Source organism: Thermocrispum municipale DSM 44069 (assembly GCF_000427825.1).
GTDB classification, from domain to species: Bacteria; Actinomycetota; Actinomycetes; order Mycobacteriales; family Pseudonocardiaceae; genus Thermocrispum; species Thermocrispum municipale.
Window position 1 is genome coordinate 34,933 of sequence record NZ_ATYT01000008.1, and the last position, 26,118, is coordinate 61,050.

General features: G+C 68.7%; 26 protein-coding genes. 13 read left to right on the forward strand and 13 right to left on the reverse strand.

The features are described from left to right. Nucleotides 1–60: 60 nt before the first annotated feature. Genes YWM_RS22970 through YWM_RS22980 form a run of 3 tightly spaced genes read right to left on the reverse strand, consistent with a single transcriptional unit; the run spans nt 61 to nt 4,081 of the window. The gene (locus YWM_RS22970; protein ID WP_052344741.1) at nt 61–1,473 is read right to left on the reverse strand and encodes a purine-cytosine permease family protein; all 1,413 of its coding nucleotides are present in this window, start codon (nt 1,471–1,473) and stop codon (nt 61–63) included. 53 nt (nt 1,474–1,526) lie between these two features. After that, nucleotides 1,527–2,933, reverse strand: a complete 1,407-nt coding sequence (locus YWM_RS22975) for a C69 family dipeptidase (RefSeq protein WP_052344742.1) — start codon at nt 2,931–2,933, stop codon at nt 1,527–1,529. Then, nucleotides 2,930–4,081, reverse strand: coding sequence for a glycerate kinase (locus YWM_RS22980; RefSeq protein ID WP_052344743.1), 1,152 nt, complete (start codon nt 4,079–4,081; stop codon nt 2,930–2,932). The genes YWM_RS22975 and YWM_RS22980 overlap by 4 nt, the downstream gene beginning before the upstream one ends. Before the next feature lie 105 nt (nt 4,082–4,186). Here YWM_RS22980 and YWM_RS0109970 point away from each other — a divergent pair, with 105 nt between their 5' ends. Further along, nucleotides 4,187–4,846, forward strand: a complete 660-nt coding sequence (locus YWM_RS0109970) for a GntR family transcriptional regulator (protein ID WP_028850605.1) — start codon at nt 4,187–4,189, stop codon at nt 4,844–4,846. A 2-nt stretch (nt 4,847–4,848) separates the two neighbouring features. On the opposite strand, the gene YWM_RS0109975 is transcribed toward YWM_RS0109970, so the two are convergent. Then, nucleotides 4,849–6,189 (reverse strand): NAD(P)/FAD-dependent oxidoreductase, encoded by a 1,341-nt coding sequence (locus YWM_RS0109975; protein ID WP_028850606.1) that lies wholly within the window; start codon nt 6,187–6,189, stop codon nt 4,849–4,851. A 229-nt stretch (nt 6,190–6,418) separates the two neighbouring features. Here YWM_RS0109975 and YWM_RS26830 point away from each other — a divergent pair, with 229 nt between their 5' ends. Beyond that, nucleotides 6,419–6,928 carry a hypothetical protein gene (locus YWM_RS26830; RefSeq protein WP_245565992.1) on the forward strand — a complete coding sequence of 170 codons (510 nt, stop codon included), beginning with the start codon at nt 6,419–6,421 and terminating at the stop codon, nt 6,926–6,928. 12 nt (nt 6,929–6,940) lie between these two features. Here the strand turns inward: YWM_RS26830 and YWM_RS0109985 are convergent, their stop codons facing one another. After that, nucleotides 6,941–8,236 carry an ATP-grasp domain-containing protein gene (locus YWM_RS0109985; RefSeq protein WP_028850607.1) on the reverse strand — a complete coding sequence of 432 codons (1,296 nt, stop codon included), beginning with the start codon at nt 8,234–8,236 and terminating at the stop codon, nt 6,941–6,943. Between the two features lie 172 nt (nt 8,237–8,408). On the opposite strand from YWM_RS0109985, the gene YWM_RS0109990 reads away from it, so the two are divergent. Genes YWM_RS0109990 through YWM_RS0110000 form a run of 3 tightly spaced genes read left to right on the forward strand, consistent with a single transcriptional unit; the run spans nt 8,409 to nt 12,362 of the window. Next, complete coding sequence (locus tag YWM_RS0109990; protein ID WP_028850608.1) at nt 8,409–9,692, forward strand: cytochrome P450; 1,284 nt, start codon at nt 8,409–8,411, stop codon at nt 9,690–9,692. Nucleotides 9,693–9,705: 13 nt separating this feature from the next. Continuing rightward, a complete protein-coding gene (locus tag YWM_RS0109995; protein ID WP_028850609.1) occupies nt 9,706–11,739 on the forward strand; it encodes a CocE/NonD family hydrolase in 2,034 nt (677 codons plus the stop codon). Then, a complete protein-coding gene (locus YWM_RS0110000) occupies nt 11,736–12,362 on the forward strand; it encodes a UdgX family uracil-DNA binding protein (protein WP_028850610.1) in 627 nt (208 codons plus the stop codon). Before YWM_RS0109995 ends, YWM_RS0110000 begins: the two co-directional genes overlap by 4 nt. Nucleotides 12,363–12,369: 7 nt before the next feature. Here YWM_RS0110000 and YWM_RS0110005 read toward each other — a convergent pair whose 3' ends face one another. Then, nucleotides 12,370–13,872: an FAD-dependent oxidoreductase gene (locus YWM_RS0110005; protein WP_028850611.1), complete on the reverse strand. Its 1,503-nt coding sequence runs from the start codon at nt 13,870–13,872 to the stop codon at nt 12,370–12,372. Nucleotides 13,873–14,072: 200 nt separating this feature from the next. Between YWM_RS0110005 and YWM_RS0110010 the strand changes: the two genes are divergently transcribed. From YWM_RS0110010 to YWM_RS0110020, 3 genes are read left to right on the forward strand one after another with little or no spacing between them, the layout of a single operon-like run. Next, on the forward strand, nt 14,073–14,489 hold the full coding sequence (locus YWM_RS0110010) for a phage holin family protein (protein WP_028850612.1): 417 nt from the start codon (nt 14,073–14,075) through the stop codon (nt 14,487–14,489). Beyond that, a complete protein-coding gene (locus YWM_RS22990; RefSeq protein ID WP_043660469.1) occupies nt 14,486–14,872 on the forward strand; it encodes a DUF3618 domain-containing protein in 387 nt (128 codons plus the stop codon). Before YWM_RS0110010 ends, YWM_RS22990 begins: the two co-directional genes overlap by 4 nt. Beyond that, nucleotides 14,869–15,141 carry a DUF4235 domain-containing protein gene (locus tag YWM_RS0110020; protein ID WP_028850613.1) on the forward strand — a complete coding sequence of 91 codons (273 nt, stop codon included), beginning with the start codon at nt 14,869–14,871 and terminating at the stop codon, nt 15,139–15,141. Before YWM_RS22990 ends, YWM_RS0110020 begins: the two co-directional genes overlap by 4 nt. A gap of 6 nt (nt 15,142–15,147) precedes the next feature. On the opposite strand, the gene YWM_RS22995 is transcribed toward YWM_RS0110020, so the two are convergent. After that, the gene (locus YWM_RS22995; protein WP_052344745.1) at nt 15,148–15,819 is read right to left on the reverse strand and encodes a site-specific integrase; all 672 of its coding nucleotides are present in this window, start codon (nt 15,817–15,819) and stop codon (nt 15,148–15,150) included. 9 nt (nt 15,820–15,828) lie between these two features. Between YWM_RS22995 and YWM_RS26620 the strand changes: the two genes are divergently transcribed. From YWM_RS26620 to YWM_RS0110050, 4 genes are all read left to right on the forward strand, one after another. Next, a complete protein-coding gene (locus YWM_RS26620; RefSeq protein WP_211232476.1) occupies nt 15,829–15,972 on the forward strand; it encodes a hypothetical protein in 144 nt (47 codons plus the stop codon). 14 nt (nt 15,973–15,986) lie between these two features. Further along, nucleotides 15,987–17,138, forward strand: a complete 1,152-nt coding sequence (locus tag YWM_RS23000; RefSeq protein ID WP_052344746.1) for an FUSC family protein — start codon at nt 15,987–15,989, stop codon at nt 17,136–17,138. 62 nt (nt 17,139–17,200) lie between these two features. Next, on the forward strand, nt 17,201–17,383 hold the full coding sequence (locus YWM_RS23005; protein WP_043660472.1) for a hypothetical protein: 183 nt from the start codon (nt 17,201–17,203) through the stop codon (nt 17,381–17,383). 93 nt (nt 17,384–17,476) lie between these two features. Beyond that, complete coding sequence (locus YWM_RS0110050; protein WP_245565993.1) at nt 17,477–18,196, forward strand: DUF6766 family protein; 720 nt, start codon at nt 17,477–17,479, stop codon at nt 18,194–18,196. On the opposite strand, the gene YWM_RS0110055 is transcribed toward YWM_RS0110050, so the two are convergent. Both YWM_RS0110055 and YWM_RS0110060 read right to left on the reverse strand, forming a co-directional pair. After that, nucleotides 18,193–19,050 carry an SDR family oxidoreductase gene (locus YWM_RS0110055; protein WP_028850615.1) on the reverse strand — a complete coding sequence of 286 codons (858 nt, stop codon included), beginning with the start codon at nt 19,048–19,050 and terminating at the stop codon, nt 18,193–18,195. The genes YWM_RS0110050 and YWM_RS0110055 overlap by 4 nt on opposite strands. A gap of 48 nt (nt 19,051–19,098) precedes the next feature. After that, nucleotides 19,099–19,524 (reverse strand): hypothetical protein, encoded by a 426-nt coding sequence (locus YWM_RS0110060; RefSeq protein WP_028850616.1) that lies wholly within the window; start codon nt 19,522–19,524, stop codon nt 19,099–19,101. A 334-nt stretch (nt 19,525–19,858) separates the two neighbouring features. Between YWM_RS0110060 and YWM_RS0110065 the strand changes: the two genes are divergently transcribed. Then, nucleotides 19,859–20,317: an SRPBCC family protein gene (locus YWM_RS0110065; RefSeq protein WP_028850617.1), complete on the forward strand. Its 459-nt coding sequence runs from the start codon at nt 19,859–19,861 to the stop codon at nt 20,315–20,317. A 397-nt stretch (nt 20,318–20,714) separates the two neighbouring features. Here YWM_RS0110065 and YWM_RS0110070 read toward each other — a convergent pair whose 3' ends face one another. The 4 genes from YWM_RS0110070 to YWM_RS0110085 are packed head-to-tail and all read right to left on the reverse strand — an operon-like array spanning nt 20,715 to nt 26,093. Further along, entirely contained in the window at nt 20,715–21,170 is a 456-nt protein-coding gene (locus tag YWM_RS0110070) for a VOC family protein (RefSeq protein WP_028850618.1), read from the reverse strand. 39 nt (nt 21,171–21,209) lie between these two features. After that, on the reverse strand, nt 21,210–21,494 hold the full coding sequence (locus YWM_RS0110075) for a hypothetical protein (protein WP_028850619.1): 285 nt from the start codon (nt 21,492–21,494) through the stop codon (nt 21,210–21,212). Between the two features lie 6 nt (nt 21,495–21,500). Continuing rightward, the gene (locus YWM_RS0110080; RefSeq protein WP_028850620.1) at nt 21,501–23,987 is read right to left on the reverse strand and encodes a DNA gyrase/topoisomerase IV subunit A; all 2,487 of its coding nucleotides are present in this window, start codon (nt 23,985–23,987) and stop codon (nt 21,501–21,503) included. Nucleotides 23,988–24,035: 48 nt separating this feature from the next. Next, on the reverse strand, nt 24,036–26,093 hold the full coding sequence (locus YWM_RS0110085) for a DNA gyrase/topoisomerase IV subunit B (RefSeq protein WP_028850621.1): 2,058 nt from the start codon (nt 26,091–26,093) through the stop codon (nt 24,036–24,038). Nucleotides 26,094–26,118 lie beyond the last annotated feature (25 nt).

A 26,118-nucleotide genomic window follows, 5' to 3' on the forward strand; every position in this document is an offset into this window, starting at 1 on the left:
TGCCGGTGAACGACCGAAGGCCCCGGGCGAGCCATGCCGCCCGAGGCCTCCCGGCCGTGATCAGTTGGTGGCCGTCTCGCGCTCCGGCTCCGGATCAGGTGTGTAGAAGCGGCCTCGCGTTGCCGCGGTCAGCGCGATGTGGATCAGCGGTCCGACGATCATGGCGATGAACGACGCGTAGTGCTGCGGATAGATCTCGACGATCCCGAGCGCGCCGACCGCCACCGCGATGCCCAGCGACGCCAGGCCGCACGGGTTCCACTCGCGCACCTCACCGACGCGGAACTCGATGTTCTCGCTCCGGCCGAGCTTGAGCAGGCGACGACAGATGAAGTAGTCGGCCAGCAGGATCAGCACCCACGTGTTGGTCAGCACGCCGGTGATGGCCAGGAACGTGTCCAGGTGGTTCATCACGTTCGTGGCGTAGAAGATCACGCCGAACAGCCAAATCGCGATCATCCACCACGGGCGACCCGGCCGGAACCCGGTGGCGGCGTCCACACCGCTGGCCAAGGCGATCGACCCGCCGTAGAGGTTCATCACGTTGATCCGGATCTGCGTGATGATCACGAACAGCACGCCGCCGATCCCCATCAGGTGCACGAACACGAACCCCGGGTCCTGTGCCTTCTCCGCGCCGAAGTCGCCGAACAGGGTCGCGCCGAGCAGCGCGCCGAGGAAGATCACGGTGAACATCGGCACGAGTTCCAGCACCATGATCGTCGCCGTGCCGCGATAGCGGATCTGCTGCGAGGCGAACCGGCCGTAGTCGGTGGCCATCAGGCCCTGAAAGATCATCTGACCGTTGGCCAGGCTCATCGCCGACCACATCGCGGCCGCGCCCGCGGGACCGGTGGCTTCCCAGCCGAACGGACCGACCACGTCGTGGTTGGCGTCCAGCGACACCAGCGCCCACACCATGAACGCGACGAACAGCGGGAAGCCCCAGGTCTGCAGCGCGGACATCGCGTACATGCCGCGCCAGACGAACGCCAGGGTCGCCAGCCCGATCACGGCGAAGATGGCGATGCCGCCCGCGGAGTGGATCGGGATGTCGAAGTAGTACGCCACCGAGTGGGAGACGATCGTGCCCTCGAACAGGAAGTAGTAGACGAAGTTGATCGCGTAGATGAACGACGCGACCGCGGCGCCCTTGCTGCCGAATCCGAGTCCGCGCGAGATGAGGCCCTGGGACAGACCTTCCCGGCTGGTCATGCGCATGGTGAGGGAACCGATGATGATCGCGCCGAAGAAGAAGTACCCGATGGGCACCAGCATCATCGGCCAGCCGACCAAGAACGACTGCTGCGCGCCGAACGTGAAGAAGAACATGGCGGTGGCGTTGCCCAGCAGTACCAGGCTGATCGCGGGGATCGGCCATCGGCGGTTCGGCGGGACGCGTTCGACCGAATAACTCTCGATCTGCTCGTCGAGCGAGGCTTCCGGACCTTTGAACGCAGACAAGATCGACATTCGTCAGTGCTCCTCGAAGTCGGTGAAACTGCGGCGATCCCCCCTCGGACAGCTCACGGGTGGCCGGCTCGCCACCTCGGATCGATCGGCTCATTCATGTCCGCGCCGAACCCGGTGACGAGTTCGCGCAGCACGCTGGTCGCTTCGGCCGCACAGGCGGCGGAGAACTCGGCCAAGACCGTGGGTTCGGTGGTGTCCGGCACCGAGTCACGCCACCGGCGCTCGAGCTCGGCGAAACGCTCGCGGACCACCCCGGCGCGTTCGTCGAACGCGCCGGCGCGCGGATCCTTCACCACGTCGAGCAGGTGCTGCCACTGCCACCACACCGAGTCGGGGGAGTAGGCGGGCCGGCCGTGCTCGCGCGGATCGAACGATTCCGGCAACCCCGGCTGGTCGGTCCCGGCAGGCAGGTCGACGCCGACGAACACCGGCAGGTAGACGCTGGTGCACGGGGTGACCGGCGCCCACCACAGCACCACCGGCCGCTCCGGGTCGTCGTGCAGCTCCACGATGAGCGACGCGGCCGTGTTACCCCACGTGAAGCCAGCCGGGTGCTCGTGCATGCAGATGGTGTGGAAGTCCGGCCGGGATGCGTCGAAGTACGGCCCGCCGAGGAAGGTGTCCTCCAGGTGGTCGCTCAGCACGGCCCGAACATCCGGGATGGACACTCCGCCGTTCGAGGCGGCGTGCTGCAGCATCGTCAGGCTCCGCCGGCGCCTGATGTGCGACACCTGCAACGGCGTCTGTGGGTCGGTGTAGGCGTCGGCGACGTCCAGCCGCTCCGGGTCGCGCGTCCACCAGCCGGATTCCGTGGCCAGCTTGGCCAACCCCGGGCTGGTCAGGTCGGCGTCCGCTCGCGTGCTGATCTCGTTGCTGATCGACTCGACCCCGCTGGTCAGCCGCCGCGCGGCCCACTCGCGGCCGAACGTCTCCAGCACCCACGCCTCGTGTGGGTCGGCGATCAGGAACGAGTTGTCGTAGGCGCCCTCGGCGTGCGGCGCGCCGAACGTGGCCGAGCCCCACTGCCCGTACTCGGACAGCAGCCCGGTGATGACGTCCAGGGCTGCCCGGGCGTTCTCGCCCCGCTCCAGGCCGAGCCGGACCAACTCCATGCCGAGAATGCCCTCGTCACCCGGTTCACCCTTGGTCTCGCGTTCGACCGCTTCCGCCCAGGTCCTGGTGAACAGCGCCTCGTTGCCGATCACCACCCGGTGCTCGTTGACGCCCATCTCGTAGCCCCAGCACCAGAACGGCGCCGAGCCGACATGAGCGAACGCAGGAGCGTCGGGGATCGTCACGTACGCCAGCTGCAACGGAGCTCCCGCCGCCCGCGCGGGCACGCTGCGCAGTGGCTGCGTTTCGCCCGCGGGCCGGTCACTGTTCTTGCCGAACAGCAGGCGTCCGGAGGCCGTGGCATCGGGCAGGGCGACGACGGTGTCACAACTCCATGCGCGCATCATCGGATGTCCCCGTTCTTCGTCGTGGTCACTGGGAGATGGCGGCCCACCAGGCCGCCGGTGGCTTGTGCGATGAGATCCCGCGTCAGGTCAGGGTCGTCGACACAGCGCGGATCGATGCGGTCGATGGCCACCACGTCGAGGAACGGCGTGGGTTCCGTTTCGGGGAGGTCGAGGCGTCCGACGACCGCCACAGCAGGGATGCCGGTGTCCCGCGCGAGCTCGGCGACGGCGCAGGGCGCTTTGCCGCGCAGGCTTTGCTCGTCGAGCCGGCCTTCGCCGGTCACCACCAGCCGGGCCCGTTCGAGCTTCGCCGGCGCCTCCAGCAGCTCCAGGAAGACGGTCGCACCCGACGTGGCCGCACCGCCGAGCAGCATCCCTGCCCAGCCGAGGCCCCCCGCCGCCCCGGCCCCCGGGCGGTGACTCAGTCCACGACGACCGAAGGCCGGCTCGGCGACGCTCGCGAGGTGACTCAGGGCGGCGCTGAGCGTACGAATCATCGCGGCGTCGGCCCCCTTCTGCGCGGCGAACATCTCCGCGGATCCGTCCGGACCGACCATCGGCGTGTTCACATCGCACGCCAACGTCAGCCGCATGTCCGACAGGCGAGGATCCAGGCCACCTACGTCGACGGTGGTCACCGACGTGAGTGCGCGAGCGTCACCGCTGACCTCAGCGCCGCTTGCGTCGAGCAACCGCAGACCAAGTGCGCGCAACATGCCTGCGCCCGCATCGGTGTTGGCCGACCCGCCCAGCGCGAGCACCACGTCCGTCGCGCCACGTTCCAGCAGGGCGCGCAGTACAACGCCGACGCCGTAGGACGAAGCCTGTGCAGCTTCCTCGGGGGAGGGGTGCATGGCGCCCAGACCACAGATGTCCGCGACCTCGACGATTGCGGACGTGCCGGACAGCGCCACGGTGGTGCGACGAGGTGCGTCCCAAGCGTCGACGGTGTCGACGGACCACGGGGTCCAGCCGGCGCTCAGTGCCGCGTCGACACTGCCGTCGCCGCCATCGGCGATGGGCAGGACGACGGTCTCGACACCAGACGGGATTCCGCGCTGCATGGCCTGCGCGACGTCCTGGGCACGCAGTGTGCCCTTGAACTTGTCCGGCGCGAGCACCACGCGCGGCACCGCGGCGTCGCCCATCGCGACCTCCTTCGCAAGATTGTCCGACAAGTTATCATGACGAGCAATCTCCGCCTAGGGGGTTGGATAAGATAGCCGCGCTGCCGTGCGTCGAAGGGAACCTTGATGACGATCCGTCTTGCCACGCAATCCGTTGGCGAGGCTCTCGTCGCGTCACTGCGCGAGCGCATCCTGACCGAGGACATCCCGGCAGGCGTGCCGGTGACCGAGGCGTCGGTCGTGGAGGCCTACTCGGTGGCGCGGCAGACCGCGAAGGCAGCGATCGAGCGCCTCGTCGCCGAAGGGCTGCTGGAGCGGACGACGCACAAGAGCGCGCGCGTCCCGGTGCTGGACGAGCGGCAGGTGAAGGATCTCTACTTCGCGCGCGGCGTCATCGAGTCCCGCTGCTACGAGCTATTGGCCGAGGAGGGCAAGGTCAGCTCGGATGCCCAGACCGCTCACGACTCGTTCGCCGCGTCGGCCGAGGGCGACGACCTGCCCAGCATCGTCTACGAAGACGTCCGGTTTCACCGCGCGCTGGTGGACAGCCTGGACAGCCCGCGGTTGTCCCGCGCGCACGAGCTGATCATCAACGAGATGCGGCTGTGCCTGGCTCAGGTGCAGAGCCACCAGCTGCTGGATCCGGCCGAGATCGCCCGGGAACACCAGGCGATCCTGGACGCCATCCGCGACAAGGATCCGCGCCAAGCGGCCGATGCGGGGCTGGCGCATCTGGCGCACGCGGAATCCAAGCTGTTGGCGCACATGGCCGCCGGCAAGGCGTAGCCCTACCGGCGTTCGACGCCCAGCGGATCTTCGTCGTCGGACAGCAGCTTCGGGTACTCCGGCGCTGCGGTGTCGAGCGGTACGACGCCGGACCGCACCAGACCCAGCTGCACCCGCTGGCGCGAGAACAGTGCGTCCGCGACCCAGTCCAGTGCGACACGAGCACGGTTGCCCGGCATGGCGACCAGGTGGTAGCCGCGGGTGACCACTTTGGCCAGCAGGCCGGACATCGGGATGTGCAGCGGGTTCGCCGCGGCATCCTTGCCGCCGAGGTCCACCACGAAGCCGAGGTCGCGGTACCGATACCGGCGGGGCGTTCCGTAGCCGAGCGAAGCCGCGACGTTGCGCCCGGCCACCTTGCCTTGCCGCACCGCGTGCTGCGCGGTCATCGGGCACAGTTCGCCTGGGTCTCGCGGATTCGGGACGGCGGCCGCGTCACCGCACGCGAAGATGTCCGCAAAACCCGGGACCTGCAGCTGCTCGTCGACCACGAGCCGGCCGTGCACGGTTTCCATCCCGGTCGATTCGACCAACGGATCGGGTCGCACACCGACGCACCACAGCAGGGTGCGCGTGGGAAGGTCCGTGCCGTCCTGCAGGACGACGCCTTCTTTGGTGGCCTCGCTGATCGACGTCTCCGTCATCACCTCGACCCCGCGGCGGCGCAGCACGGCGTCCGCCTCCTTCGACATCCGCTCGTCCAGCCCGGGCAGCACCCGGGGAGCGGTGTCCAGCAACAGCCAGCGAATCGGCTGATCGCTCAGCTCGGGCCGCTGGCGCGCCAGCATGGTGGTGAACAGGTGGCCCTGCGCGGCCACTTCGGTGCCGGTGTAGCCCGCGCCGACCACGACGAACGTGCAGCGGGCGTCCCGCTCCTGCTGATCGTCGGTGGCCGCGGCCAGCTCGATCTGCCGGGTCATGTGATCCCGCAGGTAGAGCGCCTCCGGAATGCCACGGAAGCCGTGACCGTGTTCGGCCAGCCCGGGAATCGGCAGCAACTTGTTCACGCTGCCGACCGACAGGACCAGCTTGTCGTAGGTCAGCGCACGCTTGGTGTTCTCCGGGTCGACGTACGTGAGTTCGTGCGCGTCGGTGTCGACATGACGAACGTCGCCCAGGATCAGCCGTACGTTGCGCAGCTTGCCCGGCACCGGGATCGCCACGGCACGCGGCTCCACGATGCCCGCGGCCACTTCCGGCAGCAGCGGCAAGTACAGGAAGTAGTCGGTAGGGTTGACCAGAACGATCTCGACGTGGTCCGGTGACACCTGATCCGCGAGCTCCTTGGCTGCGTTGTATCCGGCGAAGCCGCTTCCCACTACCACGACGCGGCGTCGTGCCATGGCCACCTCCCGTTGCCTTTGCTGATTGGCCTTGGCTCCCCAGCGCACGCGAAAGTTCAAACACCGGGCCGTTCGACTGCGCCGTGAGACCCCGGCGTCCGGGACCTTGGTCAGCTCATCGGTCACGGCACGGCAAACCGGTGTCTTTCCAGCTCACATCGCGTGGCGCGATTCCGATGAAGGCGACGAACCGGCCGCAGGCGCTGCCGGGGGGACCGGGAGGGAATCAGTGCACCGTATCGCCGAGAGCGCGCGCGGAAGTGTGGCGCGCAGACCGAAGCTGACCGTCGCTGCGGCGGTCGCCGTCGTGGCCGCGGTGTTGTCGGGGTGCGAAACCGCCGGCGAGCAGGGCGCACCGGAACCAGCCGCGTCAACGGCCACCACGACGACGACCACGACCGCCGCGAAGCCGAAGGCGCACACCTCGAAGACGAAGCGCCCGGCCCGCACGAAGACCGTCTACGTGCAGCCGCCACGAACCAAGACGGTCTACGTCCCGCAGCAGTCTTCGCGCACCCCGGCCTCCGAGCAGTGGTACGCGCAGCCGGAGTGGATCGACTCGCAGCCGTGGATCGAGATCACCCCGGCGGCAGGGCAGACGCCGTGCCAGTGGCTGTACGCCAACGGCTACTCCTACCCGGAGGCCTTCGCCGCATGGGCCCAGCGCGGCTACCCACCGAACTGGTCGGCGACCAACGACGGATATCCGTGCCAGCGGTCCTACGGCATGCAGAACTGAACCGGCACCGACTCAGTCGCGCACCGGCTCGAGTTCGAAGTGCAAGGCATCCACAGCCGCGCGGTACTTGGCGGTCATGTTGTCGACCGAGTCGCCGCCGATGATGAACTGGGCGAGCTCACAACTGTAGGAATCCTGACCTTCCAGCGTGCTGAGCTGGTCGCCTTCGTCGACCACGATCTCCACTTCGACACCGTCCAGTTCCCGGTCGATGCGGTCGATCTCGTCCCGGGTGGGAGTGCGCCGCACGATGGCGTCGCCGTCGAAGTGACGGTGGAACCATTTGGCAGCCACGGCGTAGCGGCCGCCACCGTCGGGTAGCCGGGGCTCCTCGCCCAGGCCGAGCAGCACCATGAGCTCGTGGTTGGCGACGCCGTCGACGTGCGCGAACAGCTCGGCATGCGACTGCGAGTGCCGCGGGTTGATTTCCAGCAGCCACACGTCGTCGGTCTCGGGGTCGACGAAGAACTCCACGGAGAACACGAGGTTGTCCAGCCCGATGTGCTCGATGACCCGCTTGGCCACGTCGGCCATCCGGTCGACGGCCCGTTCGGGAAGCTGCGACGGGTACTGGTGCCGCAGGAAGCTGTCGGTGTCGGGAAAGTTGACCGAGTCCAACGCGCCGTAGACGACCACGTCGCCGTTGCGGGCGTAGCCCTCGACGGCGGCTTGGACACCGGACATCGACTCCTCGGCGAGGACGGCTCGCGCACCGACCTGAGCCACCTCGTCGGGGAGATCCGCCTGGTCCAGGATGAACTGGAACGGGTCGCCGACCCGGCCGATGCCGTCCTCGAGCTGCCGCATCGCCTCGGCGAACTCGGCGTCGTCGTGCACCTTGAACGCCAACTCGGACGAGAACGACTTCACCGGCTTCAGCCAGATCGGATACCGCAGGTCGGCGGGTGGCTTCGGGTCGTCGTCATCCGGGTCGATCACGGCGAATGCCGGATGCTCGGTGATGACCTTCCGCTGCTCGAGCCTGCTCCAGTATTTGTGCTCGCACTTCAGCACAGCCTCCAGGCTCGCGCTGGGCAGACCGCGGGACCGGCACAGCAGCGGGAGCATGGTGCTGACCGGGAAGTCCCAGTAGCCCACTACCGCGTCCACCGTGCCGTCGAACTCGTCGAGGCTCTGCTCGGCCTTGGTCAGCAACTCGACGATCGGGATCTCGCCCTGCTGCAGCTCCGGGATGGTGAGCAACCCGTGGAAGGCGTACCGCTCGCGCTCCGGCAGCCGGTTCAGCGTGTCCAGGTTCTGCTCGTCGAGCCCCAGCACGAAGATGTTGGCGGTCTTGTCGGCGGGCATGTCGGCTCCTGCCTCCTCCAGCGTCGGTCGGGTCACGCCACCGGGTGAGGCAGCGTTCCGACCCGGCTACCCACGCCACTCGGATCAGCAACGTGATCCGGGTTTCCCGGCGTGGGCGCACAGGGAATACGGGCGTGTGGCTGAGCGACAGAATCTCGAAGCAGTTCGCCTGATGCCGACGTTTACTACCGCGAGTGCCGCGGACACCGTGCGGGTAGCCGCGTGTCTCGGCCTGCCGACGCTGGCCCAAGGGGTGATCAAGCGGCGCCCGAAAATCATGGCGGCCACGGAGCGGCTCGAGCTCGATCGGACCGGTATCCGCCAGATGCAGCGGCTGCGCAGGCGCTACGACAGCGACGTGCTCCGCCTGCCCGTGCCCGGCCGGTCGATCGCCCTGGCGTTGTCCGTGGACGCGGTCGCCCGGCTGCTGGATCACACGCCGGAACCGTTCAGCCCGGCGACCACGGAGAAGCGGGCGGCACTCGGTCACTTCCAACCCCACGGCGTGCTGATCAGCACCGGCGGTGAGCGGTCCGAACGCCGGGCGGTGAACGAACACGTGCTGGACACCCACCACCCGCACCATCGGTTCGCCGACCACATGGACCAGGTGATCGCGGAAGAGGTGCGGGAGCTGCTGCCGGTCGTCGACCGCGAAGGAGCGCTCACCTGGGACATCTTCGCGCCGAGGTTCTGGCGGATCGTCCGCCGAGTGGTGCTGGGCGACGCCGCCGCGGACGACACCGAGCTGATCGACACGCTGAACGGGCTGCGCGGCCGAGCGAACTGGGCCTACACCGCGCCGCGGGAGCAGCTGGAGCGCGAGTACCTGGCCGCCCGCCTCGGCGAGTACGTGGTGCGCGCCCAGCCGGGAACGCTGGCGCAGCTGGTGGCCGAGCACGGGGCGAACGACCGATCCGATCCGCATGGCCAGATTCCGCACTGGCTGTTCGCCTTCGATGCCGCGGGCATGGCCACCATGCGGACCTTGGCCGTGCTGGCAGGGCAGCCGGAACACCGCAGGCGCGCCGACCAGAGCGACTATCTGCGTGCCTGCGTCCTGGACACCGTGCGGCTCTGGCCGACGACGCCCTTCCTGCTCCGAGAGAGCACGACGCCGACGCGATGGGCAACGGACGAACTTCCCGCAGGCACGTCGTTCTTGATCTACACGACCTTCTTCCATCGCGACGCAGGGACGCTGCCGTACGCTGACGTCTTCAGTCCGGAGATCTGGCACAACGGCGAGGCACAGCGCAATCGCGCGCTGGTGCCGTTCAGCGCGGGTCCTGCCGATTGTCCAGGTCGCAACCTCGTCCTGCTGGTGACGACCACAGTGCTCAGCCAGCTGGTGGCGCACCGCGAATTCGGGCCCGACCCTGCCAAACACCTCGACGCGGACCGACCGCTGCCGGCGACGCTGAACCATTTCAGCCTGCGACTGCCGGTGGCGTGACGGAAGGGGCCGCATGCGCACGGAGACCGTGCCACCACTGGCGATCAAGGAATACGACCACGTGCAGATCCCGATGCGGGACGGCACCCTGCTGGCCGCCCGCATGTGGCTGCCCAGCACGGCCGAGGACGATCCGGTCCCGGCGATCCTGGAGTACATCCCGTACCGTCGCCGCGACCTGACCGCCGCGCGCGACTCGGTCAACCACCCCTACCTGGCCGCGCGCGGCTTCGGGTGCGTGCGAGTCGACATCCGGGGCACCGGCGATTCCGAGGGCGTGCTCCGCGACGAGTACCTGGAGCTCGAGCAGCAGGACGCCGAAGACGTGCTGGCCTGGATCGCACGGCAACCGTGGTGCACGGGCAAGGTCGGCATGCTCGGCCTGTCCTGGGGCGGTTTCGCCGCACTGCAGGTGGCCGCCCGCCGCCCGCCCGCCCTGCACGCCGTGGTGGCCTGCAGCTTCACCGACGACCGGTACAGCGACGACTTGCACTACATGGGTGGCTGCCTGCTGTCGGACAACCTCGCCGAGTCCGGCACAGTGTTCGCGGTCAGCACTTGCCCGCCCGACCCCGACGTGGTCGGCGAGCGGTGGCGGGACATGTGGCTGGAGCGACTCGAAGGCATCGACTGCTGGCTGGAGCAGTGGTTACGGGACCAGCGGCGCACGCCTTACTGGCAGCACGCCTCCATCTGCGAGGACTATTCCGCGATCCAGTGCCCGGTCATGGCGGTCAGCGGGTGGGCCGACGGCTACTCGAACGCCGTCTTCCGGGTGCTCGAGCACCTGAAGGTGCCGCGCCGCGGACTGATCGGTCCGTGGTCACACCGGTATCCGCACCAGGGCGAGCCCGGCCCGGCCATCGGATTCCTGCAGGAAGTCGTGGAGTGGTTCGACCGCTGGCTGCGCGACGGACCCGCGGCCACCGACGACGAGCCCATGCTGCGCACCTGGATGCAAGACAGCGTCCCGCCATCCACCGCGTACGACGAGCGTCCGGGGCGCTGGGTCGGTGAGCCGTCCTGGCCGTCTCCGCACGTGCGCGTCGACCGGCACGCGCTCGCGCCCCACCGCATCTGCGGCACTCAGGAGGCCGAGGACCGCGTGCCGAGGCAGGAGTTGACGATCAGCTCACCGCTGTCCGTCGGCCAGTTCGCCGGCAAGTGGTGCTCCTACAACGCGCCGCCGGATCTGCCTTACGACCAGCGTGAGGAGGACGGCGGCTCGTTGGTGTTCGACACCGACCCGCTCACCGAGCGATACGACATGCTGGGCGCCCCGGTGGCCGAACTCGAAGTCAGTGTGGACCAGCCGGTGGCGATGATCGCCGCCCGGCTGTCCGATGTGGACGAAGAGGGGCGTGCGACACGGGTCACCTACGGGCTGCTGAACCTGACCCATCGCGACAGTCACGAGCAGCCCGAGCCGCTTCAGCCGGGCAGGACCTACACCGTGCGCATCACGCTCAACGGGGTTGCGCAGTCCTTCCCACCCGGGCACCGCATCCGCCTCGCGGTGTCCACCTCGTACTGGCCACTGGCCTGGCCACCACCACGACCGGTGCGGATGAGCGTGTTCACCGGAAGCAGCGCCCTCGAACTGCCGACCCGCCCGATCGACGAGCCCGACGAGGTGCCGCTGTCGGAATTCGGCCCGCCCGAGGGCGCCACACCCATCCGCACGGAGGAGATCCGGCCCAGCGAGCAGCGCTGGCGCGTGTCCCGTGACCTGGTCGACTACCACTCGGAGCTCGAAGTGCGCAAAGGACTTGGGGTCGTCCGCTTCCCCGACATCGATCTGGACGTCACGCGAACCGTGCACGAGTCGTACGAGTGGATCGCCGACGACTTCGCATCCGTGACCGCCGCCTCGACCTGGGTGGTGGGCTTCCGCCGTGGCGATTGGGACGCCAGGACGGTGACCCGCACGACGCTGGAATGCACCGAGACGGAGTTCATCGTGCATGCCGAACTGGACGCTTACGACGGCGACCACCGGATCGTTTCGCGCAACTGGGCCCACCGCATCCCCAGGGACTTGGTGTGACCGCGGCGCCGTACGTGCCCGAGACCCGCAGTCTTCGCGTGCTCGCCGACGCGGTGCAAGCCTGTCGCGGCTGCGAGCTGTATCGCGACACGACGCAAGCCGTGTTCGGTGACGGTGCGCGGCGGGCGGCCACGATGGTGGTGGGGGAGCAGCCGGGTGATCGGGAGGACCTGGCCGGCGAACCGTTCGTCGGACCGGCGGGGAAGGTGCTGGACCGGGCGCTGGGGGACGCAGGCTTCGACCGCAGGTCCGTCTGGCTGACCAACGTGGTCAAGCACTTCGCGTTCCGCAGACAACAGGGCAGCAAGCGTCGCATCCACCGCAAACCCGGTCGCACCGAGATCGTCGCGTGCCGACCGTGGCTGGACGCCGAGCTGCGCGTCGTCCGGCCGAGCCTCGTGGTCTGCCTCGGCGCCACGGCCGCCCAAGCACTGCTCGGATCGTCGTTTCGGGTGTCCCGCAGGCGAGGCGAACTGATCACCGCCGAGCTGGGCGAACCGCCGAGGTCGGTCGACGTCGTGGCCACGGTCCACCCGTCAGCGGTCCTGCGCAGCGACGACCGCAAGCGTGCTTACGCGGCACTGGTCGACGACCTCCGGGTGGCGCGTGCTGCGGCAGGCTGAAACCCACTCAGTCGTGCGGCCGATGCAGCGGCGCTTTCGCCGGCCCGTCCAGCACATCGCCGTCGGCGGTGAACCGTGACCCGTGGCACGAGCAGTCCCAGCTGGTTTCCGCCTTGTTCCAGTGCAGCGGGCAGCCGAGGTGGGTACACGTCGGCCGGACGACATGCAGCTGACCGTCGTGATCGCGATAGGCGCCGACCGTGTCGCCCTTGATCTTGACGATGCCGCCTTCCCCCGGTCGCAGTTCGGGCTCGGGCGAGCGCAGCGCGCGCATCAGGTGGCCGCCGGTGAGCTCCGCGCCCGACTTCAGGTTGTGCCCGGCCGCTTCGACGATCGCCTTGGTGTCGCCGATCCGTGTGGTGTCGAAAACCTTCTGCCACGGGTTCGACCGGCCGGTGATCTGGTCGATCACCATCATCGCGGCCGCCGTCCCGTTGGTCAGTCCCCACTTGCGGAAGCCCGTGGCGACGTACAGCGACTTGTGCAGCGGCACCTTGCCGACGTAGGGAACCTGGTCGAACGTCTGATAGTCCTGCGCGGACCAGCGGAACTCGAAGGAGTTCACGTCGAACGTGTTCGACGTCCACCGCTGCAGGTCCTCGTAGCAGGCTTGTTCGTCGGTGCTGTCGCCGGTCTGATGCCCGTTGCCGCCGATGATCAGGCCGTTGCCGTCCGGCGCGCGCCAGGGACGGATCGACCGGCTGGGCTGGTCGATGGACAGCGACATGCTCACCGGAGCCTGCTCGCTCAGCCGGACGGCGAACGCGTACGACCGGATCGGCTTGGCCCTGGCGAAGAATCCGCCGGTCAAGCCGGGTGGCAGCAGCGTGGCCAGCAGCGCGTGCTTGGCGCGGATGGCGCCCCGCGCGGTCTTGACGTGTACCTGACCGCCGCGCTCGTGGAAGCTCTGCACCCGGGAGTTCTCGTAGATAAGGCCGCCGGCGTCCACGAACGCCTGCGCCAGACCTGCCAGGTACTTGCCCGGGTGGAAATGCACCTGGTCGCCGAACCGCACCGCGGACGCGACCTGGAACGGCAGATCGGTGTCGGTCACCAGCTCCGCGGACAAGCCTGCGCGATTGGCCGCTTCGGCCTCGTCGATCAAGTCCTTACGCCTGCTCGACTCGTGCGTGTACAGGTACGACGGGGCGCGGGTCAGCTCGCAGTCGATGCTCATCTGCTCGGCCAGCTCGACGATCTTGTCCAGGCCTGCCTGGTTGGCCCGGGCGTACTGGGTGGCCGCCTCTTCCCCCAGGCGCTTGCTCAGGCTCGCGTAGGTCAACCCGTGCTGAGCGCTCACCTTGCCCGTGGTGGAGCCAGTGGTACCCGCACCGAGTGTGCGTGCCTCGAGCACCACCACCCGGCCGAACCCGTTCTGCGTGGCCAACAAGGCCGTGGTCAGTCCGACGATGCCGCCGCCGACCACGACCAGATCCGCCCCGATGTCGTCGTCCAGCGACGGAAACGAGGGCAGGTCGGCCGTGGCGGTCCAGACGCTGAGATGCCGCATGGGCACCGGGCTACCCGGATCCGGGGCCGATCATGCACGCGACCTGGTGGTTGACCCGGATGTGGACGGCGTGCATGCCGCGGGGCCGACCGGGGGTACCCGGCACCCACACACGAGAAGGAAGGCGATTGGCATGGTCGACACATCGAGCCAGGCTCCCCCGCCCGCCGGGGCGGAACGTGTGACGCCGGCGCCCGCTCATCGACGGAGACCAGGCTCCCCCGCCCGCCGGGGCGGAACGCCCGATCGGCGAGCTGGTGGGGGAAGCCTCAGCCCAGATGTCCCGGCTGGTGCGCGACGAGATCCAGCTCGCGGTAGCCGAACTGCAGGAGAAGGGCAAGCGCGGCGGTATCGGCGCCGGGTTGTTCGGAGCAGCAGGCATCACGGCGCTGTTCGGCGTCGCGACGCTGCTGGCCACGGCCGTGCTGGCGCTGGCACTCGTGCTGCCCGGGTGGGCGGCCGCCCTGATCGTCGCCGTGGTGGTGCTGGCCGTCGCAGGCGTCCTGGCGCTGATGGGCCGCAAGAAACTCCAGTCAGCCACCCCCGTCGTCCCGGAGGACACGGTGGGCAACGTCCGCGCCGACATCGACGCGGTGAAGGAAGGTCTGCACCGATGAACGGGTCCCACCGCAAGCCGGAGAGCAATTCCGCGGCAAGTACCTCGGAGGAGAAGCCGACGACGGCGGAGTTGAAGGACGACATCGAACGTACGCGCGCCGATTTGGCGGACACGGTGGAAGCGTTGGCGTACAAGGCCGACGTGCCGTCGCGCATGAAGGATCGGGCGCGGGAAACGTCCGAGACGGTCAGACAGCGCACGCAGCAAGTGACCGAACAGGCCATGGAGAAGCTGCCTTCCCCGGCGCGGGAGAAGGCCGAGCACGCGGTGGCGACGGTCCAACGCAATCCCAAGCAGTTCGCGATGGGGTTGGGCGCGCTGCTGGCACTGTGGGCGCTGATGCGGCGCATCAAGCACCGGAAGGTGGCCGAGGAAGAATGAAGATCCTCTACCAGCCGTTGAGCCTGCTCGCCAGTGTGGTGGGCGGCATTCTCGCGTCGGTCGCGTTTCACCAGCTGTGGAAAGTGGGCACCGGCCAGAAGGACGCACCGGACGCCAAGGACGAGGACCGCTCCTGGTCCGAGGTGCTCACCGCCGCGGCTGTGCAAGGCGCGGTGTTCGGTGGCGTGAAGGCGCTGGTGGACCGTGGTGCGGCGACCGGGTTCAAGAAGGCGACCGGCACCTGGCCGAAGAAGTCCAAGAAGAAGTGATGCTGGTCAGGCGTCGAGCAGGCGGATGACCGCGCGTTCGATCGCGTCGCGGGCGTCTTCGTCTGCCAGGCTGCCGCCGATGCGTTCCAGTGCCGGGCGGATGGTACGGCCGGATTCGAAGTGCCGCACGACCCTGGGGTCCACGTAGGAGCTGCGGGCGACCGCGGGGGTGTTGCCGAGTTCCTCGGCCACCTCCCGCATCACCGTCGCACGCACCCGCTGCCGAGCTCGCCGGCTTGTCGGCGCGTCGTGCTCGGCGAACGCGGCCGCGGCCAGCACGGTCGCGTTCCACGTGCGCAGGTCCTTCGCGGTGAAGTCGTCGCCGGTGAGGTCCCGGAACCGCAGGTTGACCTCGTCCGCTCGAACCTCCCGCCACTGCGATCCGTCCCGGTAGGCGAGCAGCCGGTCCACATCCGGACCCGCTCGGCGTAACGACCGCACCAGCGCGGCGAGCGGGGCGTCGCTGATCATGACTTCGCGAAGCGTGCCGCCCTTGGCGAGGTAGCGGAACCGCACCTGGTCGCCGCTGAGCCGGACATGGTCGCGTTGCAGGGTGGCCAAGCCGTAGGTGCCGTTGCTGCGCGTGTACTCCTCACCACCGGTGCGGAAGACACCGAGGTCGAGGATGCGTAACGCCCCGGCGAGAACACGGTCCCGGCCGATACCGCGGGCCGCCACGCCAAGGCTGTGTCCGGTGCGCGAGCGGTCGGATTGCCGGAAGACGAGGCCAAGCTCGCCGCACTGGTCGACGGTGACGATCTGGCCCGGTTCACCGCCGCCCTGGTGCGCGCCGATCTGGACAAGGATCTGGCTGCCCAGGTTCGCGGCTGAGCTCACGTTTGCCCATGCCGGACGCGCGGAAGCCACAGGCCATGACCATGCGACGGGTCCGCGACGCGGTCGAACGTGCACTGAACTGGCAAGACCTCGTCCAAGTGGCGAAGGCGTCGATCGCGGTCGTGGTGACCTGGCTACTGGCCAGGCACCTGCTGGCGTTGCCGCAACCGTTCCTCGCGCCCTACGCCGCGATGTTCCTGTTCGAGTCCACGGTGTACCGGTCCCTGCAGGCTGCCCGGCAGCAGATCGGTGCGGTCGGTGCCGGGGTGCTGCTCGGCGGGGTGGCGCACGAGCTGATCGCGCTGCCGACCGCGGCGATCGGTGTCGTGGTGCCGGTCGGCCTGTTGCTCGGGCGGTGGCGACACTTCGGGTCGAGCGGTATCTGGGTGGCGGTCACCGCGCTGCTGGTGATCATCCAGGGGACGGTGAACGAACCGGAGTTGCTGGTCGACCGGTTGCTGGAGATCGCACTCGGAGCCGTGGTCGGCCTGACCATCAACATGCTCGTCTTCCCGCCGATCTACCTGCGGCGACCGCGCGAGGCGACCGCGGGCCTGGCTCGGGAACTCAGCGTGCTGCTGCGCGGGATCGCCGCGTCGCTGCGCGAGATCGACTCGCCCGATCTGGCCGCGAAATGGGAGGACGACGCGCGCACGGTGGAGAACCACGTCCGGCATGCGCACCAGGCTCAGCAGTGGAGCGACGAGAGCGCTCGGCTGAACCTTCGGCGCCGCGGGGAACGGAAGAACGTGGTCGACCGGTGGCAGCCGGCGGCGACCGCGTTGCGTCGCGCCTGGCCGCACCTGCGTGAACTGACCGAGGCGGCGTACGTCATCACCCACGAGCACGCCCCGTTCACCACGCCGGACGAGGACCTGCGCGGCGAGTTCGCCGATGTGCTCGATCACGTCGCCGATGCCGCGGCCGAGATGGGCATGCACGACGGCTCCAGCGACGACGCACAAGACCTGCTGCGGCGGGCCGACGACGGCCTCCGAGCCCTGGAGAAGCGGGTGGACGGGCATCACGGCCCGATCCAGACGGCTGCCGGGTTGGCGAGCCTGTTGTTGCCGACCCGCAAGGCCATCGCCGAGCTGCGGGGCGTGCCCACCGTGGAACGACCGGCGCAACCCCAGCCGAATGGGTATAGGTGGACGTAGGGGGCGGTGTAACCGCACCCCTGGCCGGGTACACCGAGGAGTGCCTCACGGGAGGAGGATCGATGACCGAGGAGTTCGGCGACCCCGCGATCGACAAGCCGGAGGCCGACCTGCTTGACCAGCAGCGGTCGACCAGGCCGGAACCGTCGGTGGAACCGGCCGCGCAGTTCGAAGCGTCCGACGGCGACCTGGCCGATCAGGCGACCACGGTGCGCATCGGCGAGGACGACGAGTACACCGAATGACCTCGCGGGCGGTTTTCGCCGCGTACTTGGTCATCATTGTCGGCGGCCTGCTGTATTTCCTGCTGGTCGCACTTCTCAAGTAGGGAGTGCCAGGTGGTCGACATCGCTCGGCCGGACGCAGGCGAGCAGCTGCCGCACTGGAAGCGCTTCGTGCGGGACAACGGGCTCGGCCTCGCATTCGGGCTGTTGTTCCTGCTCGCGCTGACCGGCCAGGCGTTCGCCGGCCTGGCCGCGTTCAACCACGAGCAGCTGATCAACGGTGGCGAACGGATCGGCTTGTTCGACTTCGTCACCTCGGCCGAGTTCGCCGTCGACGTCGCGGAGAACTGGCAGTCGGAGTACCTGCAGTTCTTCCTCTACATCTTCGCCACGGTGTGGCTGGTGCAACGCGGCTCACCGGAGTCCAAGCCTGCGCACCGGATCGGGCCGGAGTCGGATCGGGACCAGCGGGTCGGTAGCCATGCGACCGAGGATTCGCCGGCATGGGCCCGAGCGGGCGGGTGGCGCACCACGGTGTTCTCCCGCTCGCTCGGCTTGATCATGCTGGCGATCTTCCTGCTCAGCTTGCTGACCCAAGCGGTGGCCGGGCAGGTGGCGTTCAACGCCGAGCAGCTGTCCGAGGGCGCGCACACGCTGTCGTTCGGTGAGTACGTGGTGTCCGCCGATTTCTGGAACCGCGCGCTGCAGAACTGGCAGTCGGAGTTCCTCGCCATCGGGTCGATGGCGGTGCTCAGCGTCTACCTGCGGCAGCGCGGCTCACCGGAATCGAAGCCGGTGGGCGCTCCACACCACGAGACCGACGTCAGCGGCTAGGCGGGCGTGGTCTCGCCACCCAGTGCGGCCAGCACCTGCCCGCTGTAGTACGAGGACAAGCGCTCCGATGCCAGGAACACGTATGACGGTGCGAGCTCGTCGGGTTGGGCGGCGCGCTCCATCGGTGCTTGCTCACCGAACGACCCGACCCGCTCGGGCGGGAACGTCGCCGGGATCAGCGGGGTCCACACCGGGCCCGGTGCGACGCAGTTGACCCGGATCTTGCGATCGGTCAGCGCCTGCGCCATCGAGCGGGTCCACGCGATGATCGCGCCTTTGGTCGCCGAGTAGTCGATCAACGTCTTGTTGCCGCGCAGCCCGTTGACCGACCCCGAGTTGATGACGCACGAGCTTTCCTTGAGATGGGGCAGCGCGGCGGCCGTCACCCGGAAATAGCTGTGCATGTTCACCGCGAACGTGTGCAGCCACTGTTCGTCGGTGAGCTCCTCGGGCGAGTCGACCGGCTGCTGGGTGGCGACGTTGTTCACCAGGATGTCCAGCCGCCCGAACGCGCTGAGTGTGTCGGTCACGACGTCCCGACACTGCGCGGCCTCGGCGAGGTCGCCCGGCAGCAGCAGACATCGCCTGCCTTCCGCGCGGACCAGATCCGCGGTGGTCCGGGCGTCCTCGTGTTCGTCGAGGTAGGCCACCGCGACGTCGGCGCCTTCTTTGGCGAACGCGATGGCGACCGCCCTGCCGATGCCGGAATCGCCGCCGGTGATCAGGGCGGCGCGGCCGTCGAGCAGACCGCGGCCGAGGTAGCCCTCCATCCGATCCTGCGGGTGCGGCTCCATGTCGCCGGTCGCGCCGGGCGCGGTCTGTTGTTGCTGTGGTTGGTCTCCGGAAACGGACATGGGGACTCCATTCCGCGGCGGCGCCGCGTCGGTCATGAGTGGATTGGTTCAGCGCTCGGTGTCGCCGGTGGACACCGGGCGAGCGTCACGCGCGGTCTGGTTGAACGCGACGTACAGGCCGGCGGGGATGGTCAGCGCGTAGATCACGACGTTGCCCCAGCCGATGTTGAACGCCACGTCCGGATTGGGGTCGACGGCGGCCGGAATGCCGTAGGCGAACAAACCGAGGGCGACCACCGCCACCGCCATACCGAACACGCGACGGGCTACGGGCACGGCCAGGAGCGTCACCAGCAGTGCGGCGACACCGATGGCCGCATGCACCACGGTGAGGATGGCGTCCACGCCGAATCCGGCGACCATGTTCTCGCCGTAGGCGCGGGCCAGTGATCGGGGTGCGAGCACCAGCGCGGCCAGCGCGACGAGGAGATAGAACGCCGCGAGGACCGCGGTGATCGAGCGAGCGCGAGTCATGGCCGCTGACTACCCCCGGGGTTGATCGGCGAATCGTGGCGGGGACCTGCCGGTTCTCGAGCTGAGTCAGGGTGTAGCGCAGCGCACATACCCCAACGGCCATGGACAGGGGACTGGCCCCGGGCGGTGGTCCGGGGCCAGTCCGCGAAGGCCGGGAAGGGGCGTCCCGGACCTCGGCGACCGTCCTCGCTCTGGTGCCTACCGGCGCGGACGGTGTGGCTGTGCTTTACAAGGCGGCTACCCAGCCTCGCGTGGGCCAACACACAGCCCTCACCCCGGTAGCGGACCAGGCCCGGTGGGTATCCAGGGGAAAGCAGTCAACGAGAGGAAACCCATGAGCACGATCACCGCTTCGGTCGACGTGAACGCCCCGATCGCCCCGGTCTACGACCAGTGGACGCAGTTCGAGACGTTCCCCCAATTCATGGAAGGCGTTGACCGTGTTCAGCAGATGACGCCCACCAAGACGCATTGGGACATCTCGGTCGCCGGTGTCCGGCGCGAGTTCGACGCCACCATCACCGAGCAGCATCCTCAGGAGCGCGTGGCGTGGAAATCGGACAACGGCCCGCAGCACGCGGGCGTCATCACGTTCCACCGCCTCGACGACAACCAGACCAGGGTGACCGCCCAGATGGACATCGACCCGGAAGGCTTCGCCGAGAACGTGGCCGACAAGGCGGGTCTGCTCAATCAGCGGGTGAAGGGTGACCTGAACCGGTTCAAGGAGTTCATCGAGCAGCGCGGCCACGCCACCGGCGGCTGGCACGGCGACATCGAGCGCCCGCACTGACGGTCGCAGCACAGCCCTGTGCCGTCGTGCGCCTTCCGGCGTGCGGCGGCACAGTCATGTGAGCGGCCCGGCGAGGCCCTGCTGCCGATCCGGGCAGCCGAGTGCCATGAACCACTCTCGCTGCCACGAGCCGTGTGTCGTGAACCAGGAGTGTGCGCGTATCGGCGCTGCGCCATCCGAGGAGCCCACGCAGTCGTAGGGAGACCGGCGGCCGTAGGGGAGACCGGCGGCCGTAGGGGAGGGTCGCCACCCGCGGCCACAGTTGTCGTCGGATCGCGCCGCTCACCGAGACGACCAGGCATCGCGGGGCCCGGCACCGACACGGTGCGATCCGCTGCCGCACGTATGGTGCGCCCCGCGCGCAACCCTCAGACTTCCACCGCGATGTCGGCCCGAGTCAGGCCGCGGCGCAGAACTCGTTGCCCTCCGGGTCCTGCATCAGCCACCAGTGGCCGGCAGGCCCCTTGTCGAGCTCCTGCACCCGCCGCGCGCCCAGCGACTCGAGCCGAGTCACCAACGCGTCCAGTCCCTCTTCGCCCGCGTGTACGTCGATGTGCAGCCGGTTCTTGACCGACTTGCCCTCCGGCACGTCCTGGAACAGGATCCTGCGGCCCCGTCCGATGCCGGACACCTCGTCGAACGGGTCGTCCGGGTGCCGGATCGCGGCGAAACCGCGGAAATTCTTGCGGCCACGGTGTTCGATCACCGCGGCTTCCGGCAGCTGACCGCCCGCGAGCAGCTGGTCGATCAACGTGCCGGGATCTTCCACCTCGTAGCCGAGCGCCGCCGCCCAGAAATCGGCGATGGCGGGAGCGTTCCGGCTGTCCACGACCAGCTTCCAGTGCAATGCCATACCGCCGTTATAGCGGCAGGCACCGACAGTCTCACCGGTTCACGGGCTGTGCCCGTCCGGCGCGTGGCCGAACAGTCGCACCGCCGTGCGGTCGTCGGCGAACACCGAGATCACGTACGTGTCGAACTCCTTGCCGCGCTCCGCGGCCCAGGCCATCACTTCGCCGATGTCGGCGTCCTCGACCCGGCAGGTGTCGCTCTCGTAGCCCATCTCCTCGGCGGCGGCGCCGTCCACCGGGGTCTGCCGTCGCCAGAAGGTGACGAGGTACGCGGGGAAGTCGACCTCGGCCTCGACAACGCGCGGATCGATGCCGTCTACTCTCATCCGGCCTCAGCCTCGCTCGACCAGATGCCCGACGACGTGCGGGATCCGGCAGTCGTGCCCGGAGCCGTCCCGCCGCGGATCCACCTCGGGCAGGTCGATCGGCTCGCCGTTGCTCGCCGACCCCACCGGCCGTGGACCCGCCCAGGCCAGAACCAGCCGCGACTCGCCTTTGAGGAACCGCTGCGCCCGCACACCACCGGTGGCGCGTCCCTTGGCCGGGAACTCCGACAGCGGGGTCACCTTCGCGCTCTTCTCGGTCGCCGTGACCACCATCGGCTCGCCGTGCTCCGGATCGTCCGTGGCCACGGCACCGAAGAACACCACGCGAGCGTCGCCGCTGAGCTTGACACCGGCCATGCCGCCGCCCTTGAGACCTTGCGGCCGAACCAGCGAAGCGGAATACCGCAACAGCGACGCTGCGGACGTGACGAACACCAGCGTCTGCTCAGCGCTGGTCAGCCAGGTGGCGCCGATGACGCGGTCGCCGTCCTTGAGCGAGATCACGTCGAACTCGTCGGATCGCACCGGCCAGTCGGGCGCGCACACCTTCACCACGCCCTTCTCGGTACCGAGAGCGAGACCCGGAGAACCGGCGGCCTGCTCACCCAGCGGGGCGAGCCCGACCACTGTCTCGCCTGCTTCCAACGGCACGAGCTCGGTGACCGGAATGCCGCCGCCGATCGACACGGTGCCCTCCTGTTCGGGCAGCACCGGCAGCGGGAGCACGTCGGTCTTGAACGCCCGGCCTCGACTGGTGATGAGCAGGACCCGGCCGCGCGCGGTGGAGTGCACCAGCGCGGCCACCGCGTCGTGCTTCGCGCGACCCTTGCGCCTGCGCTTCTCCGGCACCTCCTCGGACTCGGCCGCGGTCCGCGCCAGCAGACCGGACGCCGACAGGATCACCTGGCACGGGTCGTCGCTGACCTCCAACGGCCCGGCGGGCTGGGAGGCCGCCAGCACTTCCTTGAGGTCGCCGTCGATCAACGACGTCCGGCGCGGGGTGGCGAACTCGGCGGCCACCTGCGCCAGCTCGTCGGACACCACCTGTTTGAGCACTGCCTCGTCGTCGAGGATCTTGTTCAGCTCGGCGATCTCCGCGCGCAGCTTGTCGTGCTCGGCGTCCAGCTCGAGCTTGTCGTACTTCGTCAGCCTGCGCAGCGGGGTGTCCAGGATGTAGGTGGCCTGTATCTCGGTCAGCTCGAACTCGCGCATCAGGCCTTCCTTGGCGGTCTGGGCGTTCTCGCTGCCGCGGATCAGCGCGATCACCTTGTCGATGTCCAGCAGCGCCTTGATCAAACCCTCGACCAGGTGCAGCCGCTCCTCGCGCTTGCGGCGGCGGTACTTGGTGCGGCGGGTGACGACGTCGTAGCGGTGCCGCAGGAACACCTCGAGCAGCTGTTTGAGTCCGAGCGTCTGCGGCCGGCCGTCGACCAGCACCAGGTTGTTGATGCCGAACGACTGTTCCATCGGCGTCAACCGGTACAGGTCGGCCAGCAGTGCCTGCGGGTTCACCCCGACCTTGCACTCGATCACCAACCGGGTGCCGTTCTCCCGGTCGGTCAGGTCCTTGACGTCGGCGATGCCGGTGAGCCGCTTGGACTTGGTGACTTCCTCGGTGATCTTCTCGATGATCTTCTCCGGGCCGACCGCGTACGGCAGCTCGGTCACCGTGATGGCCTGCCTGCCTCGGCTGCCCGGCAGCGGCCCGATCTCCACCTTCGAGCGCATCCGCACCACGCCGCGCCCGGTCTCGTACGCCCTGCGCACCTCGTCCAGGCCCAGCAGCTGGCCGCCGGTCGGCAGGTCCGGGCCGGGGACGAACTCCATCAGCTTGTCCAGCGTGGCGTCGGGGTGCTCGATCAGCCACCGCGCCGCGTTGATCACCTCGCCCAGGTTGTGCGGGATCATGTTGGTCGCCATCCCGACCGCGATCCCGGACGTGCCGTTGACCAGCAGGTTCGGGAACGCCGCGGGCAGCACCGACGGCTCCTGCAGCGACCCGTCGTAGTTCGGCCGGAAGTCGACGGTGTCCTCGCCCAGCTCGCCGACCATCAGCATGGCCTCGGGCGACAACCGGGCCTCGGTGTACCGGCTGGCCGCCGGGCCGTCGTCCGGCGACCCGAAGTTGCCGTGCCCGTCCACCAGCGGCACGTTCAGCGAGAAGTCCTGCGCCAGGCGCACCATGGCGTCGTAGATCGCGGTGTCACCGTGCGGGTGGTACTTACCCATCACGTCGCCGACCACGCGCGACGACTTCACGTACGCGTGCCCGGGCCGGTAACCGTTCTCGTTCATCGAGTAGAGGATTCGGCGGTGTACCGGCTTGAGTCCGTCACGCGCATCGGGCAGGGCGCGGGAGTGGATGACCGAGTAGGCGTACTCCAGGTACGACTGCTCGATCTCGGTCTTCACCGGGCTGTCGTAGACGCGCGCGCCCGCGTTGTCGAACGCGGACGGGTCGATACGACTGGTCGGGCCGGTGCGGCGTGCCATGGTGTGGCTCCTCGGATAGCGCTACGCGTACGAAGGATCGGATGCGGGTCAGATGTCGATGGCGGCCTGGTCGACGCGCGAGGACGACTCCACCAACCAGTTGCGGCGGGGCTCGACCTTCTCGCCCATCAGCAGCTCCAGCGCGGCCTCGGCCGCCTCGGCGTCCTCCAACGTGATGCGGCGGACCGACCTGGTCGCGGGGTTCATCGTGGTGGCCCACAGCTCGTCGGCGTCCATCTCACCGAGGCCCTTGAACCGCGGCACCGGCTTGACCACCTGGTGACCGGCCTTCTCCAACCGGGCCACGGTCTGCTCCATCTCGCGCTGGGTGAACGTGTAGTGGGTCTGCGGGTTGCGCCCCTTGGTCATCACCTTGTGCAACGGCGGCATCGCCGCGTACAGCCGCCCCTCGGTGATCACCGGCCGCATGTACTTGGCGAACAAGGTGATCAACAAGGTGCGGATGTGCGAGCCGTCCACGTCCGCGTCGGCCATCAGGATGACCCGGCCGTAGCGCATCGCCGAGATGTCGAACGTGCGGCCGGTGCCTGCGCCGAGCACCTGGACGATCGCGGCGATCTCGGCGTTCTTCAACGTGTCGGCCAGGCTGGCCTTCTGCACGTTGAGGATCTTGCCGCGCAGCGGAAGCAGCGCCTGGTACTCCGACGCCCGCGCCATCCTGGCCGAGCCGAGCGCGCTGTCACCTTCGACGAGGAACAGTTCGCTGCGAGCCACGCCGGTGGTCCGGCAGTCCACCAGTTTCGGCGGCATCGCCGCGCCCTCCAGCGCGGTCTTCCGCCTGGCCGCGTCCTTCTGCTGCTTCTGGACCAGGCGGACGCGCGCCGCGTCGACCACCTTCTGCAGCACGACCTTGGCTTCGGACTTGGTCCTGCGTGCCTGCGTCCACGCCTTGACCTCACGCTCGACGATCTGCTGCACCACCTTGGTGATGCCCGCGGTGGACAGCTCGTCCTTGGTCTGCGAGGTGAACTGCGGCTCCGGAATCCGCACGTGCACCACCGCGGTCATGCCCTCGAGCACGTCATCCAGCGTCGGCAGGCTCTCCTTGGCCTTGAGCAGACCGCGAGTGCGGGAGATCGCGTCGTTGATCGCGCGGAGCACCCCCCGCTCGAAACCCTTGCGGTGCGTGCCGCCGTGCTGGTTGCGGATGGTGTTGGTGAAGCACTCGACGATGCGCTCGTAACCGGTGCCCCAGCGCAGCGCGACCTCGACCTCCGCGCGGCGCTCGACATTGGAGCGCATCACGCCGTTGGCGTCGGCCGCGTTCTCCTTGTAGGTGCCTTCGCCGGAGATGACCAGCGTCCCGGACACCGCCTTCTCGTCGCTGGGCGACAGGAAGTCGACCATGTCGAGCAGGCCGTTCGGGAAGTGGAAGACCTCTTCGGAGATCTCGTCCTCCGTCGCGCGGCGCAGCACGTACTGCACGCCCGGCACCAGGAACGCGGTGTTGCGCATCTTCTGCCGCACCGCTTCCACGTCCAGCGCGGCGCCCGACTCGAAGTAGCGGGAGTCGTACCAGTACCTGGTCGACGTGCCGGTGGACTCGCCGCGCTTCATCTTGCGCACGACCCGCAGACCGGACCGCTCGGTGAACCGGGCCTTCGGGCCGGGTCCGGCGAACTCGCCCGGCCTGCCGTGCGCGAACGAGATCTCGTGGACCTTGCCGTCTCGCTTGACCACGACGTCCATGCGGTGCGACAGCGCGTTGACCGCGGAGGCGCCGACGCCGTGCAGGCCACCGGAGGTCTTGTACCCGGACCCGCCGAACTTGCCGCCGGCGTGCAGCCGGGTGAGCACGAGCTCGACCCCGCTCAGGCCGGACTTGGCGTGCACGTCGGTCGGGATCCCACGCCCGTCGTCATCGACCTGGACACTGCCGTCGGCGTGCAGGGTCACCACGATGCGGGTGGCGTGACCCGCGACGCCCTCGTCGGTCGAGTTGTCCAGGATCTCCGACAGCAAATGGTTGATACCCCGGCTGTCGGTCGACCCGATGTACATCCCGGGACGCTTGCGTACCGCCTCGAGGCCTTCGAGGTGGGTCAGGTCATCCGCCCCGTACAGGGGCTCCACGGTGGCAGTCACGGCCGTGAAGGTTATCCCGGTCGGC